The sequence below is a fragment of the Streptomyces sp. NPDC057307 genome (genome assembly GCF_042667665.1).
GTDB lineage: Bacteria > Actinomycetota > Actinomycetes > Streptomycetales > Streptomycetaceae > Streptomyces.
Genome location: NZ_JBHUZM010000010.1, coordinates 57,734 through 74,712 on the forward strand (window position 1 = coordinate 57,734; position 16,979 = coordinate 74,712).

General features: G+C 68.2%; 8 protein-coding genes. 3 read left to right on the forward strand and 5 right to left on the reverse strand.

From position 1 onward, the window contains the following. The 3 genes from ACFUN8_RS06555 to ACFUN8_RS06565 form a co-directional block, all read right to left on the reverse strand. Entirely contained in the window at positions 1–6,978 is a 6,978-nt protein-coding gene (locus ACFUN8_RS06555; protein ID WP_383632427.1) for an RHS repeat-associated core domain-containing protein, read from the reverse strand. 112 nt (positions 6,979–7,090) lie between these two features. Further along, entirely contained in the window at positions 7,091–10,696 is a 3,606-nt protein-coding gene (locus tag ACFUN8_RS06560) for a LamG domain-containing protein (RefSeq protein ID WP_383632430.1), read from the reverse strand. A 41-nt stretch (positions 10,697–10,737) separates the two neighbouring features. Further along, positions 10,738–12,267, reverse strand: a complete 1,530-nt coding sequence (locus ACFUN8_RS06565; RefSeq protein ID WP_383632433.1) for an FG-GAP repeat protein — start codon at positions 12,265–12,267, stop codon at positions 10,738–10,740. A gap of 249 nt (positions 12,268–12,516) precedes the next feature. On the opposite strand from ACFUN8_RS06565, the gene coaA reads away from it, so the two are divergent. Together coaA and ACFUN8_RS06575 are read left to right on the forward strand one after the other, a co-directional pair. Continuing rightward, positions 12,517–13,521, forward strand: coding sequence for a type I pantothenate kinase (gene coaA, locus ACFUN8_RS06570; protein ID WP_383632529.1), 1,005 nt, complete (start codon positions 12,517–12,519; stop codon positions 13,519–13,521). 29 nt (positions 13,522–13,550) lie between these two features. Then, complete coding sequence (locus ACFUN8_RS06575; protein WP_383632436.1) at positions 13,551–14,507, forward strand: DUF389 domain-containing protein; 957 nt, start codon at positions 13,551–13,553, stop codon at positions 14,505–14,507. Between the two features lie 83 nt (positions 14,508–14,590). On the opposite strand, the gene ACFUN8_RS06580 is transcribed toward ACFUN8_RS06575, so the two are convergent. Then, positions 14,591–15,241, reverse strand: coding sequence for a peptidase inhibitor family I36 protein (locus ACFUN8_RS06580; RefSeq protein ID WP_383632439.1), 651 nt, complete (start codon positions 15,239–15,241; stop codon positions 14,591–14,593). A gap of 500 nt (positions 15,242–15,741) precedes the next feature. Between ACFUN8_RS06580 and ACFUN8_RS06585 the strand changes: the two genes are divergently transcribed. Beyond that, positions 15,742–16,164 (forward strand): hypothetical protein, encoded by a 423-nt coding sequence (locus ACFUN8_RS06585; protein WP_383632442.1) that lies wholly within the window; start codon positions 15,742–15,744, stop codon positions 16,162–16,164. A 48-nt stretch (positions 16,165–16,212) separates the two neighbouring features. Here the strand turns inward: ACFUN8_RS06585 and ACFUN8_RS06590 are convergent, their stop codons facing one another. Next, positions 16,213–16,974: a hypothetical protein gene (locus tag ACFUN8_RS06590; protein ID WP_383632445.1), complete on the reverse strand. Its 762-nt coding sequence runs from the start codon at positions 16,972–16,974 to the stop codon at positions 16,213–16,215. Between the last annotated feature and the right edge of the window lie 5 nt (positions 16,975–16,979).

The window sequence follows — 16,979 nt, forward strand, 5'->3', positions numbered from 1 at the left end:
CTACAAGATACGAACCGCGAAACGATCACCGTCACCGACTTTGTTCCTACTCCAGAACCACCTCAGCAGCGACCCATGACTCGAGTTTATAGACCCGGGAGAAAGGGTGAGGGTTGCCCCTCTCCCACCTTCATTGGTATGAGCGAAGGGGTATTCCTCCCATGTCGCATTGGACCCGAATTGACGGGGCCGCGGTGCGTGCGCCTGAGCTCGTCGTCGGTTGGCTCGCTCACGCGCCTGACTCGTGTGACGAGTCAGGATCGCCGGAGCACCATTATCAATCGCCCGCTGGGCATTGTCTGCTTGTGCGGCGTGAGTGCTGGAGTCGATCACATGCACCGGCAGGATCTCAGCGTTTCCGCTGGAGTCAACCGCAAACACTCTGGGGTCGCAGTTATGGACCAGGACCGGGGTGGCCCCCGCCAACACGTAGTACGTGTGGATGTCACTGACAGTCAGGTCGTGCGTCCGCTGCCGCTGGTCGAACTCACGCGTCGCGTCGATCGTCGCCGTGTCGCCGTCCGGTGTGCGCAGCGTCATCCCCAACTTGAGGTCGCCGGCTTCGATCCACTCCTTCTCGGATTCGACCCAGAAGGGGTGCGTCGTCGTGGAGACCAGCGCCGCCGACATCGGCGGCTCACCGTCGTTCTCGGCCTTCGCCGTGATCGTCAGATCGACGAAGTGCTTGTCGTCCTCGGTGACGATCGTGCCGACGACCTCGCGGGTCGTCGTCCCGCCCGTCTCCGGGTCCGTGACCGTGATCCTGTCGCCGAGTTCGACCTCCTCGATCGGCTTGGTCGTGCCGTCCGCGAGGAGTACGTCCGTACCTGGCAGGAAGCTGTGCTGCTCACCGACGGCACACCCCGGCCCGTCCGCCGACTTCCCCTTGCCCGCCGCGGCCTTGGCCTTCTCACGGGCGGTGGCGAGCGCGCTCTTCGCCTTGTTGACCGCCTTGGAGGTCTTGAAGTAGTCCTTCACCCCGCCGATGAGGTCGCCGACGAGGCCCACTATTCGTTTGGCGAGTCTCGCGCCGTCGGCCCATTTCCACGGAGCGCCGTATTTGGCGAGAACCTTGCCGGCCAGACCTCCCGCGAAGCTTCCCGCGATGTTGAGCAGCGTTTCGCCGCACGCGCCGATGTCGCCGCTGGAGAAGCAGTCCAGGGCCGCGTCCACTCCGGTGAGCGCACGGACGATGTTGACGAGTGCTTTCGCGGACTGCACCACACGCTGCTTGGCCTGCGACTGCTGTTCCTCGGCCGACGCGACTGCCTTCTCCGCCGAGTGCTCGGGGGTGATTCCGCCGACCACCCAGCTCCCGTCCCCGTTGGGCTTGCACGTGACGCCTGTCATCGCGCAGTCGTCAGGGGCCAGGCCGGTCGGGTCGGACTGGGTGACGGGGCTGTTGTGCGCGTACGCGTACGCGTTCATCTGCTCGGGCTGTGTGTAGTCGATCACCGGATCGACGGACATGAACTTGCCGAGACCCGGGTCGTACTCGCGTGCCCCGAGGTGCGTCAGACCGCTCTGGGCGTCGATCGTTCCGCCGACGAAGCCCTTCTCGCCCGGCCAGGAGCCGCTCGCCTCACCGCGCTCCGCCCCGAACGGGTCGAAACGCCGTTGTGAGACCGCGCCGGTGGTCGCGTCGATGGCGAGGCCGCTGGTGCCCTGGTGGTCGGCGGCGAGGTAGGACAGCCCGCCCCCGTCCTCCCGGACGGCGACCGTCTGGCCCGCGAGGGAGTAGTAACGCGTCGCCTCGACCTTGGTGCCGCCCTTGGGGAGGCTCAGTTCCATACCCGGCAGATAGACCGTCGTTGCCGAGGCGTCGCGACGGACCACACGGTTGCCGCCCGCGTCGTAGAGGTACGTGGTCTCCTTGCCGTCCGCCTCGGTGGTGCTGGTGAGTTCGCCCGAGTCGTTCCATTCCAGGACCTGGGTGTCACCGCCCACCGTGCGCTCGGTGGTGTTCCCGGAGGCGTCGTACGCGAAGGTCGACTGCCGGTCACCGGTCGGGGTGTTGTCGACCACCTTGGTGAGCGCGTGCGGTCCCGCCGGTCCCTCTCCGTAGGTGTAGCTGCGAGTGGTGTCCTTCGCGGCGTCGAGGCCCGTGTCGTGAACGACTTCCTTGGTCCGGTTACCGATCGCGTCGACGCTGTACGACTTCCAGTACGGGGCCGGTCCCCCCAGCGACTGCTCTCCCGGTGCCGCGGCACAGGCCGTTGGCGTCTTCGCGCCCGGCTGACCGCCGACCGTGCCCGACCCCTCCGCCGCTGTTCCGGTCGCCGCCGGGGTCCATGCCTCGGCCAGCCGCTGCGAGTTGTCGTAGGAGAAGCACTGGGTGTCGGGGGCGGTGCCGGCCGTGTCCGATATCGACAGGACGTTCCCGGCCTGGTCGTAGGAGTAGTCGGACCTCTTCACCGGTCCGTTCAATCCTTCGATGTCCACGACGGAGCGCGTCAGACGCTCGGTGCCCTTCTCGTGGAAGAAGGTCTGCCAGGCCCGCTGGTCGACCCCCATATTCAACTGCTTGAGCTGGCTGGTCGGCCCGTACTCCGCGGACGCGTACGTCGTGGCGCCGGTGAGGGTCGTCGGACGCTGGAGTTCGTCGTACCTGATGTCCGTGCTCTCGGCGGGCAGACCACCCGCCGCGGGCATCCCGTTGCCCTGGACGGTGCCGTCACGGTTGTAGCTGGTGCTGAAGGTGTAGATGCCCTTCAGCGCACCCTCGGAAGCCGGCACCGAGTAGGCGGTCTGAAGCGGACGGTAGAACGCGTCCATCGACTGGATGACCGACGCGAAGTACTCCGTTGCGCTGGTGTACCGGAGCGCCGCGTACGCCTGGCCGAGCCAGCCGGCCTTGTCGTAGCGGGTCTCGGTCAGTCTCGTGCCGGTGTTCGGCTCGCCCTCCCAGGTGGTCAGTGGCCGGTCGAGCTTGTCGTAGACCGTGGAGATCTTCTTGCCCCGGCCGTCGGTCGTGGAGACCGGACGGTCCAGGGCGTCGTACGCGGTGGTCGACGTGCCCGCGTCCGGATCGACGGTCTCGGTCACGCGGCCGAGCTGGTCGTACGTGTAGTCCCAGGTGTTGCCCTTGGCGTCGGTGACCGTCTTCAGCCGGCCGGCGTGGTCGTGGGTGTACTTGGTGGCGTCGTACTGCTCACCCGGGCCGGCGGGCAGCGGAGTGTCCGTGCGGTAGTGCCGCAGCTCGACCGTTCTGTCCTGACCGTCCTTGACGGAGGTCACCGGCACCTGGCCGGCCGGTGGGTCGACATGGGTGAGCTCGCCGTCGTAGGACGTTGTCGTACGCCACTGCTCGACACCGGCCACCTGGAAGATCTCGGCGGTCGTCCGACCGAGGCCGTCGTACTCGACCACCGACTGGGCACCGACCTCGCCGTTGGCCACCGTCAGTAGTTCGCCGGAGGGCGCGCCTTTCGCGTTGTACGTCTCGTTGGTCGCCCTGGGCTTTCCGGTTCCGTCGTAGAAGACGTCTCCGACGAGACGCGTGCCCTCCGGCCCCTCGGTCTGCTTCTGACGTGGCCGGAGCAGACCGTCGTAGAGCTGGTACTCCACGCCGTAGGTGCCACCAATCTCGATCTTCTCGGTCTTGATGGCGACGGGCTTGTCCCGGCTGACGACGTACGAGTACTTGATGCTCGGGATCGTGCGCTTCGGCTGGTCGGGCAGCCATACGGAGGTCAGCCGGCCGAGGGCGTCGTACGCGAGGTCGGTGCGCTTGCCGTTGGGGTCGGTCTGGCCCGCCGACATGCCCCAGGCGGGCGCGAAGTCCGTGATGGTGGCGTGCCCGAGAACGTTGGTCACCTTGGTCTGGCTGATCAGGCCGTTGACGTCGGTGTACTCGGTGGTGGTCTTCGTTCCGGCCGCGTCGGTCTGGGCGGTCGCCCGGCCGAACGCGTCGTACACGGTCGTACCGGTGGCCTGGTACGTGCCGGTCGTGCCGTTGTGCGAGGTCAGGCGTTCGGTCCTGGTGGCGTCGCCCTTCGTGGGGGCGGCGCCCCAGGCCGCTCCGTCGTACGACGTGCGCTCGTCGGCCAGGACCTGTGTCTTACGGTCCGGTGTGGCGGAGCAGTCGACGGAGACGGCCTCGCTGCGCGAGGGCAGTTCGTAGAGGTTCTTCGCCGGGTTGTCCGCGTACCAGAGCCGGGCGCACGAGTCGTCGTCGGCCGTGGCCAGATCACCGAAGTCCTCGATACGGACGGGGCGCCCGGTGGGGCTGTCGGTGTCGAAGTGCTGGACCGACTTCGTCGAGCGCCAGCCGCCCGCGGAGAGCGGCGTGTAGCCACGGCTCGTCTTCGCCTTGACGAGGGTCGCCCTGGTCGTGGCCCAGGACTTGGTCTGGGTGGCGGTGTCGTGCTTCCACGGCTCGGTGATCGACCGGGCGACCGCCTTGCCCTTGTCGAAGGTCTGCGCCTCGACCTGGAATCCGGTGTACTCCTTGTGGCCGGTGTACACCGTGCCGGAGGAGTCCGTGACCTGTTCGGTACGGGTGCCGCCGCCGGGCTTCTTGTCTCCGTCGAGCCCCTGAAGGAAGGTGTGGTCGACGCGGTTCGTCATGGTCTGGCCGTTGCCGCCGACGATGCTGACCTTGCCGTATCCCTGCCACTGACCCCAGGTCAGATACTTCTCGTCGGTGATGCCGTCCGGCTCGGCGTGCCGCCAGCCCGCGGGCCCCTGGTAGTCGTACCGCGTGACCAGGTCGTCGCCCTTGCCGGTGCGGTCGGTCTCGGTGATCTGCTTGACGACGTACTTGTGGAACCAGTCGGTCTTCGGGTCGATGCTGCCGGGTGGCGCCCATACGACGGGATAGCAGCGCTTGGTGGATTCGCCAGGCTTGGGCAGGGCGTCGGCCGTGCACTCGGTGGGTGCGTATGTCACATCGAGTTGAGCACCGGTCTCGCTGAGGACCCTCACGAGGCGGAACCGGTGGAAGGCGTCGATGTTGTCGTCGTCGCTGTCGACACGGTTGGTCAGATGCATTCCCTGGAGTTCCAGGGACGGCAGTTTGACGCTGCCGTCGACGCGGCCCTCGTGGTCGATCTTCGACAGCCACAGCGTCTTGGTGTCGTCGCCGTTGTCGGTGAACGTATGGGTCAGCGTCCAGGCGTCGACCTCGTCCTCGTAGGTGCCGGCGGTGCCGCGCATCTGTGTGGTGATGCCGGTCAGCCGCTTGGTCGTCCAGAAGGTGGCGGTCGACTGACTCGCGTCGCACTTCGTGGCCGCCTTGCAGTGACGGTCGACCGGTGTGTCCGGCCAGTACTTGGCGTTGGCGCCGGTGAACTTCGACTCGGCGCAGTCGAAGTCGGCGGTCTTCAGGCAGCGTTCCGAGGTGTCGAACACCATGCGGGCGGGCGCCTTCGCGGCGTAGACCTGACCGTCGCGCTGCCCGTAGTCGATCCGCTTGAGGTATCCGCCGCGGTCGTACTCGGTTCCGTTGACGTCGGTCTTGCCGTTGAGCGCGTAGCGATTGGTCTCGGCCCCGTAGAAGTAGGACAGCACGTTGCCGTGGGTGTCCTTGACGTGGTCGAGGTTCCATCTCCATGCCTGCTTGCAGTGGGCGCTGGTGAACGTCGCCTTGTAGCAGGGCTCGTCGGTGTCGTCACCGAAGACCGGGGCCGTCCAGGTGGAGCGTGTCTCCTCCTTGCCCGTGGTCCAGCCGGGCAGGCGGTTGAGGCCGAAGTAGTACTCCGTGCCGTCCGCCGTGGTGATCTTCCAGTGCTCACCGTCGTTGTCGCCGTTCCCGGTGACGCGATCGGTGTTGGTGAGCTGCTCGATCTTGCTGCCGTTCTCAGCGGCGAAGTGCCACTTCTTGGTCGTGTCGTCCTTGATCAGCTGAGAGGCCGACCCGTTCAGCATCACGGTGGCGTTGTCGTACGCCCAGCACTGCTCGGCGGATTCCTTGTGCCCGTCGTCGGAACAGGGTTTGTACGACCGCTCGACGTACCCCGGCTCGTACGAGAAGCCCTCACCGATCCAGGAGCCCTGGTTGTTGGTGGCGGAGGTTCGGCCGTCGGCCGACTGTGAGGAGTAGCCCAGTCCGACCGTGGGGGTGAGGCCGCCGGGCGTGGGGATCGCGCGTAGCGGATAGTCCCAGGAGAATCCGCCCGACGATTTGGCGACCGACCAACTGGCCGACGGGGAAAGGGAAGTGGCCTTGTAGTCGCCCTTGTCCGACGAGTCGCCCGCCTGAAGCGCGAGAACGGTGGATCCGGCCGCGTCCGCCTCCGCCATCCGCGCTCCGGGCGCGGTCGCCGTGGACCTCACCGGCTTCGCGGTCGCCGGATCGGCCAGCGTGACGGTCGCGCCGACCGACTTGGTGTCGGAGTCGTTGACGGATCGCAGGACCTTGGGACGCCCGTCGCACTCGTCGGTGCCCAGATCGTGGACGGCCGCGCACTCAGGGAGTTCGACGAGTCTCAGTCTCGACCCGTAGCTCCCGCCGTACGCCTCGTCGAAGGCGGAGTAGTCGACGGCGATCCGCACCGTGGACGGCCCGGTGGGGGCGTCGACGGGTTTGATCCGGATGACGGCTCCCGCCCCGAGGCGCCGGGCCCGGTCCTGGTCGAGCACCTCCACTCTTGCCTCGGCGGGGGACACCGTGACCGCGCCCCTGGCGCTCTTCCCCTGCCCTGCCACTCCGGTGAGCGTCACCGGCAGCCCGCCCACCTTGACGGGCGTGCCATCGGCCACGGCGACCGTGGCCACGTCGCGTACGGGCAGCGCGGCAGCATCGAGTCGCTTCACGGCGGCCTTTGCCACCGGGTCGGCCGGACGTGGCTCGGTCGTGGCGTTCTTGCCCGTCGCGGGGTCGGCGTCCTCCTGGACTCCCGGAGGTTTCGCCGTCCCGGGTTCGGCGGGCAGCGCCTGCACGGTGCTCGCCGACAGGGCGAGCAGCACGCCGAGCACCACGGCGCTGACCGTGTGCCGAGGCATACGAGCGGCAAGCGGGCGACCACGCAGAGACATCACACAACTCCGTAAGGACACGTCGGTCGAGCTCAGGGCAGGTGGGAACGTCGCGGGTCCGTCGGTGTCGGGGCCGAACCGAAACAGTCCAGACACCGACGGATCTCAGGACTTACAGATTCGGATCGCCGAGCAGCCGGTTCATACGCGAGACGCCGATGGGATCAATCGCCCCCGCGTACGCCCTGACTTCGTCCAGGGCCCCGGCGAAGTAGTCACGACCGCCCCCTTGTGCGGAGCGCCCGATCTGGAGCCCGCCCGAAGAGAGCCAGGCAGTGTGGTCGACCCCGACGGCGGTGGCCGTCAACTGACCGTCGATATAGAGACGGATCTCGTGGGTGAGGGCGTCGAAGACCACGGCGAGATGCTGACCGGAGCCGTCCGCGCTGGGCAGCACGACATCATCGGCCACAGTGGTGACGGCGGCCGTGGCACTATCGGCGTCGGTGACCGCCAACTCCCACAGTCCGGTGGCCCCTTGGTAGCGGACGGCCAGCCGGTCGGCCTTGGTCCCGGGCAGAGAGAGAACTGTCTGAGTGGCCGTCCCGTCGACGGCGGTCAGGTGCGCCCGCACCGCGACGGTGTAGCTCTTCGCCGTGTTCACCACCGCTGTCGCCGACGCACCCCAGTCACCGGCACCGTCGAGGGCGAGATGCCCGTCACCGACCAACGCGGCTTCGTCGAACAGCGGATCCGCCGGGCGGTACACGCTCGCGTCGCCGTGCAACGTCACCGGCTCGCCACCGCTCTGTACGTTCGCGGAACTGCCGCCCGGCGCCTCGTCCAGCGGCCAGTACGCCTTGCGTTGCGGTTTGACGGTCACCAACTCGGCAACCTGGCTCTGCGGCAGCACCCGGTCGTACGCCCGTACCTCCGCCACATCACCCTCGAAGTGGTCGCGGTAGCCGGACTTCGCCAGTGCTCGGCCGATCTGAAGGCTCCGCAGCGACGACCACACCGTGTGGCGTGCCGCCTTGCCCGCCTCCGTACCGCCTACATAGATACGCAGCTCGGGCCCGGTCGCGGCGGAGGCGTCGAACACGCCCGTCAGGAGGGTCCATTCGTCCTGGACCACGTCGATGCCCTTCGCGGTGGCCTGCCAGCGGCTCATCGATTCGACGTCCAGGTCCGGCGTGGAGAAGGCCCACGCCCGCTCGGTCGCGTCGTAGCCGAGGACGAATCCGGGCTCGCCGGTGCTGTCCTGACTCACCACCGCCATGTCGCGATTCAGGGCGGTGGGCCGGACCCAGGCACTGACCGTGAAACTGCGACCCGTGTCCATGACGGTGCCCCAGGCGTCGAGGTAGCCGTCGGCCGTCCCGTCGAACCGGGCAGCGCTGTCTGCGGTGCCACCGGGGCCGGGAACTCCGAAGGTCACGCCGGGCCCGGGAACGGCGGGATGCCGACCGGACTCGTCGTGCGCGTTCTCGGCGTCGGCCTCGTCAGCGAGATTCCACTGGCCGGCCGCCTGTTTTCCGTCGGTGACAAGGAATTCGTACTGGGCGGGGACGCTGGAGTTGTTCGCGGCGTCGTACGCCTCGACCGTCACCCAATGACGTCCGGCGCTTGTCGGCATCCAGTCCACCGAAGCCTTGCCGCCACTGGCCGCCACGGTCTTCAGGGGTGCGCCGTCGAAGGCGTACCGGAACTCCTTCACATCCTTGTCGGCGGCCGTGAAGGTGAATCCACCCGCGGTGCCGACGCCGTGGTGCCACGCCTCGTCCGCCGGATACTCGGCGGAGGTGACACGGGGAGCCTTCGGCCGGGTGCTGTCCCACACGATCTCGCAGCGCTGCGTCGTTCCGGTCGAACTCCACGGTCCCCAGCCGTCCCCGTCATTGGCGCGGGCCTCCCAGTAGATGACCGCGTTCTGCGGTATCTGGGGCTGGCCCGAGGGCCGTTGAGTGACGTTGTGGACGAAGGCGGTTCCCGCGGTGGGCGATTTGTAGCCGGTGTCGTAGGTGTAGGTGAGTTCCGTACCGGCGGCGTTCTTCCAGGCCACCCGGAACTGCATCTTCACCGGGTCCGAGCGTGACGACGTCTGGTCGGGATCGCGTGCTTCTGCCCGGAGCTGAGGCAGCACGTCGGTGTACGGGCGCCCCGCACCCCAGGTGCACTTCCCGCCGGGGTTGGTGGACATCAGCCGGTAGTCGACCTGCTTGGGCGGGGTGTTGTACTGAATGCTCAGATAGGTGTTGCCGCAGACGCGTTTCCAGCCGGGGTAGTCACTCTCGTCCTTGGCACGCAGTCCGAGACTGATGTTCGACCAGGAGTCGGCGGCGGCCGCCTGCATCTCGTCGAGCAACTCCCCGTTACTGAAATGGAGGTTGGCGGCGCCGGAGCAGGTGGTCGGCGAAATCTTGGTGTCCGTCGTCAGCAGGTAGTCGGACCATTCGTCCTGGGTGTTGGACCAGTTCGCGGCCGAGGTGATGACGCGGTTCTTCCCTCCGATCCGGTACAGATCGATGGGCTCTGCCTTGGCGTCGGCCCAGTACACATGCTCGACACGGGCGGACAGCTGGGCGCTGACGATCTGCTTGCCGGCGTAGAAGGACGTGGGAAAGGTGTAGAGGAGCCGCCGTACGCCGATGTCCTTGCAGGTGGTCGGGTTGTAGTTGATCGGGCACTTGCCGACACCGGCGCTGCCCGAGTACTTCCAGTCCTTCTCGGACGGGATCCCCGACATCACCCCGCTCCACGCGGTGCGCGACGTGGTCTTCGGTGTGGGGTCGATGACGACGGGATAGATCGTGTCGGCGCCTCGCAACAGGTCTTGGTCCGGCGCCAGCGTGAGGCGGTCGTCCGTCACGGAGAGACCGACGGGCGCGGTTCGGCCGGCGCGGCCGGCGTCGAGTGCTGCCTCCTGGGTGCCTGCTTCCGAGCGAAGGCCCGCCGGCTTCGCCGACACGTCCCCGCCCCGCTGACCGCCGGGCCCCTCCGGCGTGGCCGACGAGTCCCACATAACCGGTCGGCCGGCCTCGAAAACGGTACCGCCTGCGGTGTTGTCGACCGCCCGCAGCACACCGTCCTCGCTTTCCTCGGCCGTCAGCCCACGCAGAGTCAGACCGAGTTCGATCCGCTCCAGTTCCGGATCGTCCGCCGCCGCCGCGTTCTTGACGATGAAGTAGTGGCCGAAGCCTTCCGGTTCGGCCCGCACCGCCAGGTCGACTCCGTCAAGGACGTCCTTGTACGTCGCGACGGTGCCCTCGACCGTCGGAGTCGGGAGGGCTCCCGACGGCCAGGTCAACGCGTACTCTCGTCCAGCCTTGGTCATCCGGGCGAACGGGCCTTCCCCGCCACCCGAGAACTCAAGTCCGACGGTGGAGGCTTTGGCCGCCCAGTCACCCTCCGAGTTCCGGACCAGAGTGCCGTCGACCGGAACCCATGCTCCGTCCCGGACAGTACGTACCGGCTGTGTGTACTCCTGAGCGGTGAACGAGCCGTCCGGATTGGCGAAGACCTCCCGCCGCTCCTGACGCAGTCCCGTGACTTCGATCCGAGTCCCCTCCGCCTCGGCGGCGGCACTCGCCAGCGCCTCCGTGGGAGCGTCTCCGCGCTTCCCGGCCTCCGTGACGGCGCTGTCGAAAGCCGTCGCCGCGGCGGCGTCGGTCGCGTCGTCTCCGGGCAGCGCCCCCGTTCCCGACGCCAGTACCGCGGTCAGTGCTCCGACCACAGTGACGGCCCGCCACGCGCGTCTTCTCTTCTCGGCCGTACTCATCCCCACCCCTGAATTCCGTACCGTGCCGAATCGTCCCGGCGTCACTGGATCTCGGCCCCGAACGCCGTTCCACCGGTCGGGATTCCGTCCTCACCAGGCTTGAAGGTCTGCGAGGGCGCGGCGCCACTCGCGGCGGTCCAACCGAACCCGTACACCGCGCCCGGCGCCTGGCCGGACTCGTACGCGACGCCCACCAGCACCCCCGTCGGCGTCGCCGCGAGACTTGTGCCGACGAACATCTGGTGCGCGGGATCCACCGGGATGCCGTCGCCCGGTTCCCGCCACACATCGGACGCGCCCGCGGCGCCGACAGCGGGGAAGACCTGCACGCCACCCTTGTCCAGGTGTTCGCCGGACGACTCGTTGCCCGGCACGCCGACGGCGAGTTTCACGGTGGTGGCGGAGGAGACCTGGGTCGGCGCCGTATTGACGAGCGCGACGTCCTGACCGAAGAAGTCGCCCGGCGCGGCGACTCCTTCCACATCGGTGTAGTCCTGATCAAGCATGTTGTTCACCGTGGTGAGAGTGCTGTCCGGATTGACGCGGTACAGCGCCACACCGCCCGCGTCGACGAGGTCGTCCACGTCTTCGCCCGGAATGCCGACCGCGAGCAGGGCGCCGGTCGGCGCGGTCTCGGCGGTCGTCCTGTTGGCGACCATGGCCACCGACGTGCCGAAGCGGTCGGCGGCCTCGGCGGAGGCGTCGGAGCCGGGTGCGCGCGTCTGCGAGAAGCCGAACACGGGAGCGGGAATCCCGTCGGTGTTGAGGGACGGCCGGAACACCGAGACGCCGCCGGCGAAGGTCTTGCCTTCCACCGACTCCCCCGGCACACCGACGGTGAAGTAGCGGTCGGTCGCCGCCAACGATGCGCCGAAACGATCCTGCGGCTCGGCGTCCTCCCATACGCCGGCGCTGTCCTGGGTCACGTTCACGACCTGCTGCGAAACCCCGCTGACATAGTGCAGAAAGCCGACGTCCATACCCCCCACGCCGTCCTCTCCCGGGACGCCGATGACCATGTAGGCGATGCCCGTCGAGGAGGTCTCGGCCGCCACCGCGTAGCCGAGCAGGTCCCCGGACTCGGCCACACCCCCCAGCGGCTCGTCAGCTCCCTGGATGAACCCCTTACTCACCTTGCCCTGACCGATTCCGGCGGTGGAGCCGTAGATGATCTGGACGTAGCCGGCATCGCGAACCGCGCCCACATCCTCGTACGGAGTACCGACCACCAGATCGTCACAGCCGTCCTTGTCGGCGTCGTACGTCGCCAGTGAGTAGCCGAACCGGTCCCCCGCCTCGGCAGGGGTCGCGACATTGACGCTGTCCTGCCACACGACCGTCACGCCTTTTCCCCCGCCGTGGACAACAGTGACCCGACCGGCTCGCTCCTTGCCCTCCACTGTCGCGTCGGGGTCGGCGATCGCCGTGTCCCTGATGCCGTCCCCGTTGTAGTCGGATCCGGTGCCGCCGGAGCACGCCGCCTCGGCGGCCGTCGCCTTCCCGCCTCCGAGCCCCGGCCCCGAAATGGCGACGCAACCCAGCACCGTCAGACCGGCGATCCATCTCCGCACACGACCTCTGCTGCCCCACACCTGTCTGCCGCCCCTCCCCAGGAACCGAAGTCAGCAGTCAACTCGATCAAGGAAAGCCGCTCAAGACCACAAGTCCCAACATAAATGGACACGTTCAGTCACAGGACCATCACAGAATCTTCATGCTCACGTCGCACGGCTTATCCCCCCGTGATTCCCCGTGACCCCACGTGACCCACCGCACCCCACCCCCCACAACCACCCCCCACCCCCGACAATGGCGACGTGATCACACCGTCTTCGTCAGCACCCTCGCGCAGCGTCCAGCGGCGCGCCGAGCATGGGCCGACCCCCTTCGTCGATCTCAGCCGCGCCGAGTGGAGCGCGCTGCGCGACAAAACGCCCCTGCCGCTCAGCGCCGAGGAGGTCGAGCGGCTGCGCGGGCTCGGGGACGTCATCGATCTGGACGAGGTGCGGGACGTCTATCTGCCGATCTCCCGGCTGCTCAACCTGTACGTGCAGGCCACCGGCCAGCTCCGCGGCGCGCTCAACACCTTCCTCGGGGAAGCGGGCAACGGCCACGGCGCCCAGCGCGGCACCCCCTTCGTCATAGGAGTCGCCGGGAGCGTGGCCGTCGGGAAGTCGACCGTCGCGCGGCTCCTCCAGGCGCTGCTCGCCCGCTGGCCCGAGCACCCGCGCGTCGAGCGCGTGACCACCGACGGGTTCCTGTTGCCGATGAAGGAGCTCCAGGCGCGCGGTCTGATGTCGAGGAAGGGCTTCCCGGAGTCGTACGACCGCCGGGCACTGACCCGCTTCGTCGCCGACATCAAGGCCGGCAAGGACGAGGTGACCGCGCCCGTCTACTCACACCTCAAGTACGACATCGTGCCGGGCGAGAAGCTGACCGTACGGCGCCCCGACATCCTCATCGTCGAGGGCCTCAACGTCCTCCAGCCCGCGCTCCCCGGCCAGGACGGCCGCACCCGCGTCGGGCTCGCCGACTTCTTCGACTTCAGCGTGTACGTCGACGCGCGCGCCGAGGACATCGAGAGCTGGTATCTGAACCGCTTCCGCGAGCTGCGCGAGACGGCCTTCCAGAATCCGTCCTCGTACTTCAGGAAGTACACCCAGGTCTCCGAGGAGGAGGCCCTCGACTACGCGCGCACCACCTGGCGCACCGTCAACCGCCTCAATCTGCTGGAGAACGTCGCACCCACCCGCGGCCGTGCCACCCTGGTCGTCCGCAAGGGCCCGGACCACAAGGTGCAGCGCCTGTCCCTCCGTAAGCTCTGACAACTCCAACCGAGCGTCTGAGAGCCGTCGTGCTGCATTTGCGCCTGATCGTCCCCGCCGACCTGACCGACCAGGTCGTACGTACGGTGGAACAGACCGTCGGCACCACCCACCTGGTCGTCGTCCCCGGCGCCGCCCGCGATCCGGCGGGCGATCTCGTCCTGTGCGACGTCGCACGCGAGGCCGGCGACGGGCTCATCGCCGAGCTGCGCGAACTCGGCCTCGACCAAAGCGGTTCGATCGCCGCCGACGAAATCGGCCTGTCCCTGTCCCGGCGCGCCGACAAGGCGGAGGCGGACGCCCCCGGCGAGGGCGCCGACGCCGTGCTGTGGGACCAACTGGCGGACGCGACCCACGAGGAGTCCACCCTCTCGGTCACCTATCTCGCCTTCCTCACCCTCGCGACGATGATCGCCGCCTGCGGTGTGGTGCTGGACAACGCGATCCTGATCGTCGGCGCGATGGCCGTGGGACCGGAGTTCGGCCCGCTCGCCGGGCTCTGTACGGCGGTTGTACGGCGCTCCGCGCGGCTCGCCCTGCGCGCTCTGGCCGCGCTGATCGTGGGATTCGCGGCGGCGATGGTGCTGACGACCGGCTTCAGCCTGATGATGAACGGGTTCGGCCTGTTCAGCGAGTCCATGCTGGAGGCCGACCGCCCGAACACCTCCTTCGTCTACGCCCCCGACCTGTTCTCGTTCGTGGTCGCGATCCTGGCCGGCGTGGCGGGCATGCTCTCCCTGACGTCGGCGAAGTCCGGCCTGCTGGTCGGCGTCGCCATCTCGGTCACCACGGTCCCCGCCGCCGCCAACGCCGCGGTCGCTCTCGGCTACGGGGACTTCGACCAGGTGTGGGGCTCCAGCGTCCAACTCCTCGTCAACCTGGGCGGGATCGTCCTCGCGGGGACGCTCACGCTGCTGATCCAGAAGGCCCTCTGGAAGAGGACGCGCCTCGCCAGTCCTCGTCCGCGTCGGACAGCGCCTCGGTGAGAGGGCGGGTGGCGAATCCCGCCCCATCTGCCGATCGGGCGGGATCTCGTCAGCCGGTCACAACGACCGTTCGTCGGCGAGCATTAGCAGGGGCTGAGGTACCAGACCCAGGTCCAGTCCGCCGCGCGGTCCTCGCTGTAGCCGCCCGGTGAGGTCCAGCGCAGCACGCGGCCGCTGTCGTAGAACTTCGCCCGCAGCGCGGAGCGTTGGTTGTTGATCCATGACCCGGTCCCGCTCCAGTAGATGCGGGCTTGGTAGTCGCAGGTGAACAGACGCAGCTCGGTACCGGTGAAGTCTCTCCCCGGGTACGCGCACACATAGGTGTACGGGCAGGAGGCCGCGGCAGTACGTGCGCCGCCCTTGGCGTTGAGGTCGCGCGCGTACTTCTCACCGGGCAGGACGAGAGTCAGCTCCCCGCCGGGCAACTGGATCCTGTTGGCGGCCGTCTGGGTCCCGCCCCACTTGGCCAGATGGGCGTTGGCCTCGGCCTGAAGGGCCTTGGCCTCGGAGCCCGTCAGCCCGGCGCCCCTCGCCTGAGCCGCGAAGTCCGCCCGGCTCGGCAGTTTCTGGCGATTCGTCAGATCCAGCCGCTCCGTCGGAGCCTGCCGGTCCGGACGCGTATCCGCGTTGGCCGCGCCCACCGTGGTCACACACGCGGCCAGCGCCAGCATCAGCGCGACGGCCAGTCTTCCCACCCCGGTGGATCTGTGCGTGCGCTGCGGGTTCCAAGTCACTGAGTTGCCCCTCCTGTTGACAGCCCCCATGGGGATCGCCCCATGGTGCTGCTCAGTGCCCCCTGCGGTCGTCAGCGCGGAGCGCAGTCATCCTGTGCAGAGAGCGCACGGTGCGCGGCGTGCGTGAGGGAGGGCGTGACGGCGGGCGCGGCGTGCGTAACGGAGGACGTAACGGAGGGCGTCGCGTGCCTGTCCTCCGACAACGAATCTTGTTCGATTGCCATCGAAGTCTGACGAACCGCACTTTCCTGTCATCGGAGCTTGAGCACTCGTAGCGATCGCTGGTCTGGGGCATGGTGGGGGCACCTGCGCGTGCGTACGGGGATGCAGCGTTATCGGCCTTTGAGCTGGACTTTTCCGTGTCGGGTGAGCGGGTGAGGGTGCCTCTGGCAGAGGGGTGGAGCGCGAGGTTCGAGGAGGCCGAGCCGGTTCGCGGCTTCCGGTGGGACAAGGGGGCCCGGGGCTTCGCGGGCTGGTACTAGGCGGTCACCGCGGCGGACTTGATCGGGTTCGAGTCCTGGCTGGAGCGGGACCGGCTGATCCTGCTGGACCGGGATCCGGAGGTCGTGGGGGTGGCCTCCCAGCCGTTCTGGCTGCACTGGCACGACGGACAGCGTCCGCGCCGGCACGCGCCGGACTACTTCGTACGCCTCGCGGACGGACGGGCGCGCGTGGTCGACGTCCGGGCCGGTGACCGATGCCGAGACCAGGACTACCTCCAGCGCCAGCAGAACCCCGCCCAACCCCTCGCCGGCCACAGCGTCCCCACGGGCCCGACATGCGGCTTCTGCCGCACCCCCATGCAGCCGGCCTCAGCAGCCCGACGGTGGTGTTCGCACGCCTGCCGACAGGCCGCCTACCGAGCACGGAAACTCGGTGAGCTCCCGGCGACAGCTCTCTCCCGTCAGAACCGAGCGAACTGAGGCACCAGCGCTCGGCTCGACGAAGAAGCCTGCGTTTCGCTGGACTGCTCAGTGTGTTGCGGACCAATCGGCACTGACCTGATCAGCTACGGAGAAGCCGGTTTCGCAGTCCGGGCACGTCGCATCGCCGAAGACGTAGGTCGTCGCGCTGGCGACGTCCTGGTGCCCGTCGGCGAGGGCGATGTCGTGGAGCCGGCGGCCGATGCCGTCCATGGCCGCGGGGCTGGCGGGACGCAGGGGCGTCGTCTCGACGTCATCCTCCGACAGCGCGTAGTCACCGCTCGTGGAGAAGAATCCGCGGTCGCCGATGACGATGAACAGGTTGGCTTGGCAGCCAGGGCAGTTGACCTCGTACTCCTCGTTCACGAGGCCCCCGGCGAGGTCTTCGCCCCAGCTCACGACGCCTTCGAAGCTCAGCATGGATTCCAGGAGATAGGCGTACTCGTTCCGATCGGACGATGTCCGGAGGTGTTCGTTCACCACTACCAGCAGGGTCTCGACCTCCGCGGCGTGCTGGGCGCGGACGTCGCCGGCCCCGTGCGGCTGGTCAGAGCCCGCCAAGATCGCACCCGCCAGGTTCAAGGCGCTGACCGCCTGCTCCCGGTCATCGCGGCCGGCTACGTCGGCCAGCCACGGCAAGGCCGCGAAGCTGGCCGAGTAGACACTGCCTTGATGGCAGAGCGCCGACCACAGGTCGTTCCATCGCTCGGGGCTCGGCTCCGAAGCGATCTGGTCCAGCAGCACCGGTATGTCTTCCGCCGAGCCGTAGGCATGGCTGAGTTGCGCCCAATCCGTCATGCCGGAATCCAAGCAGG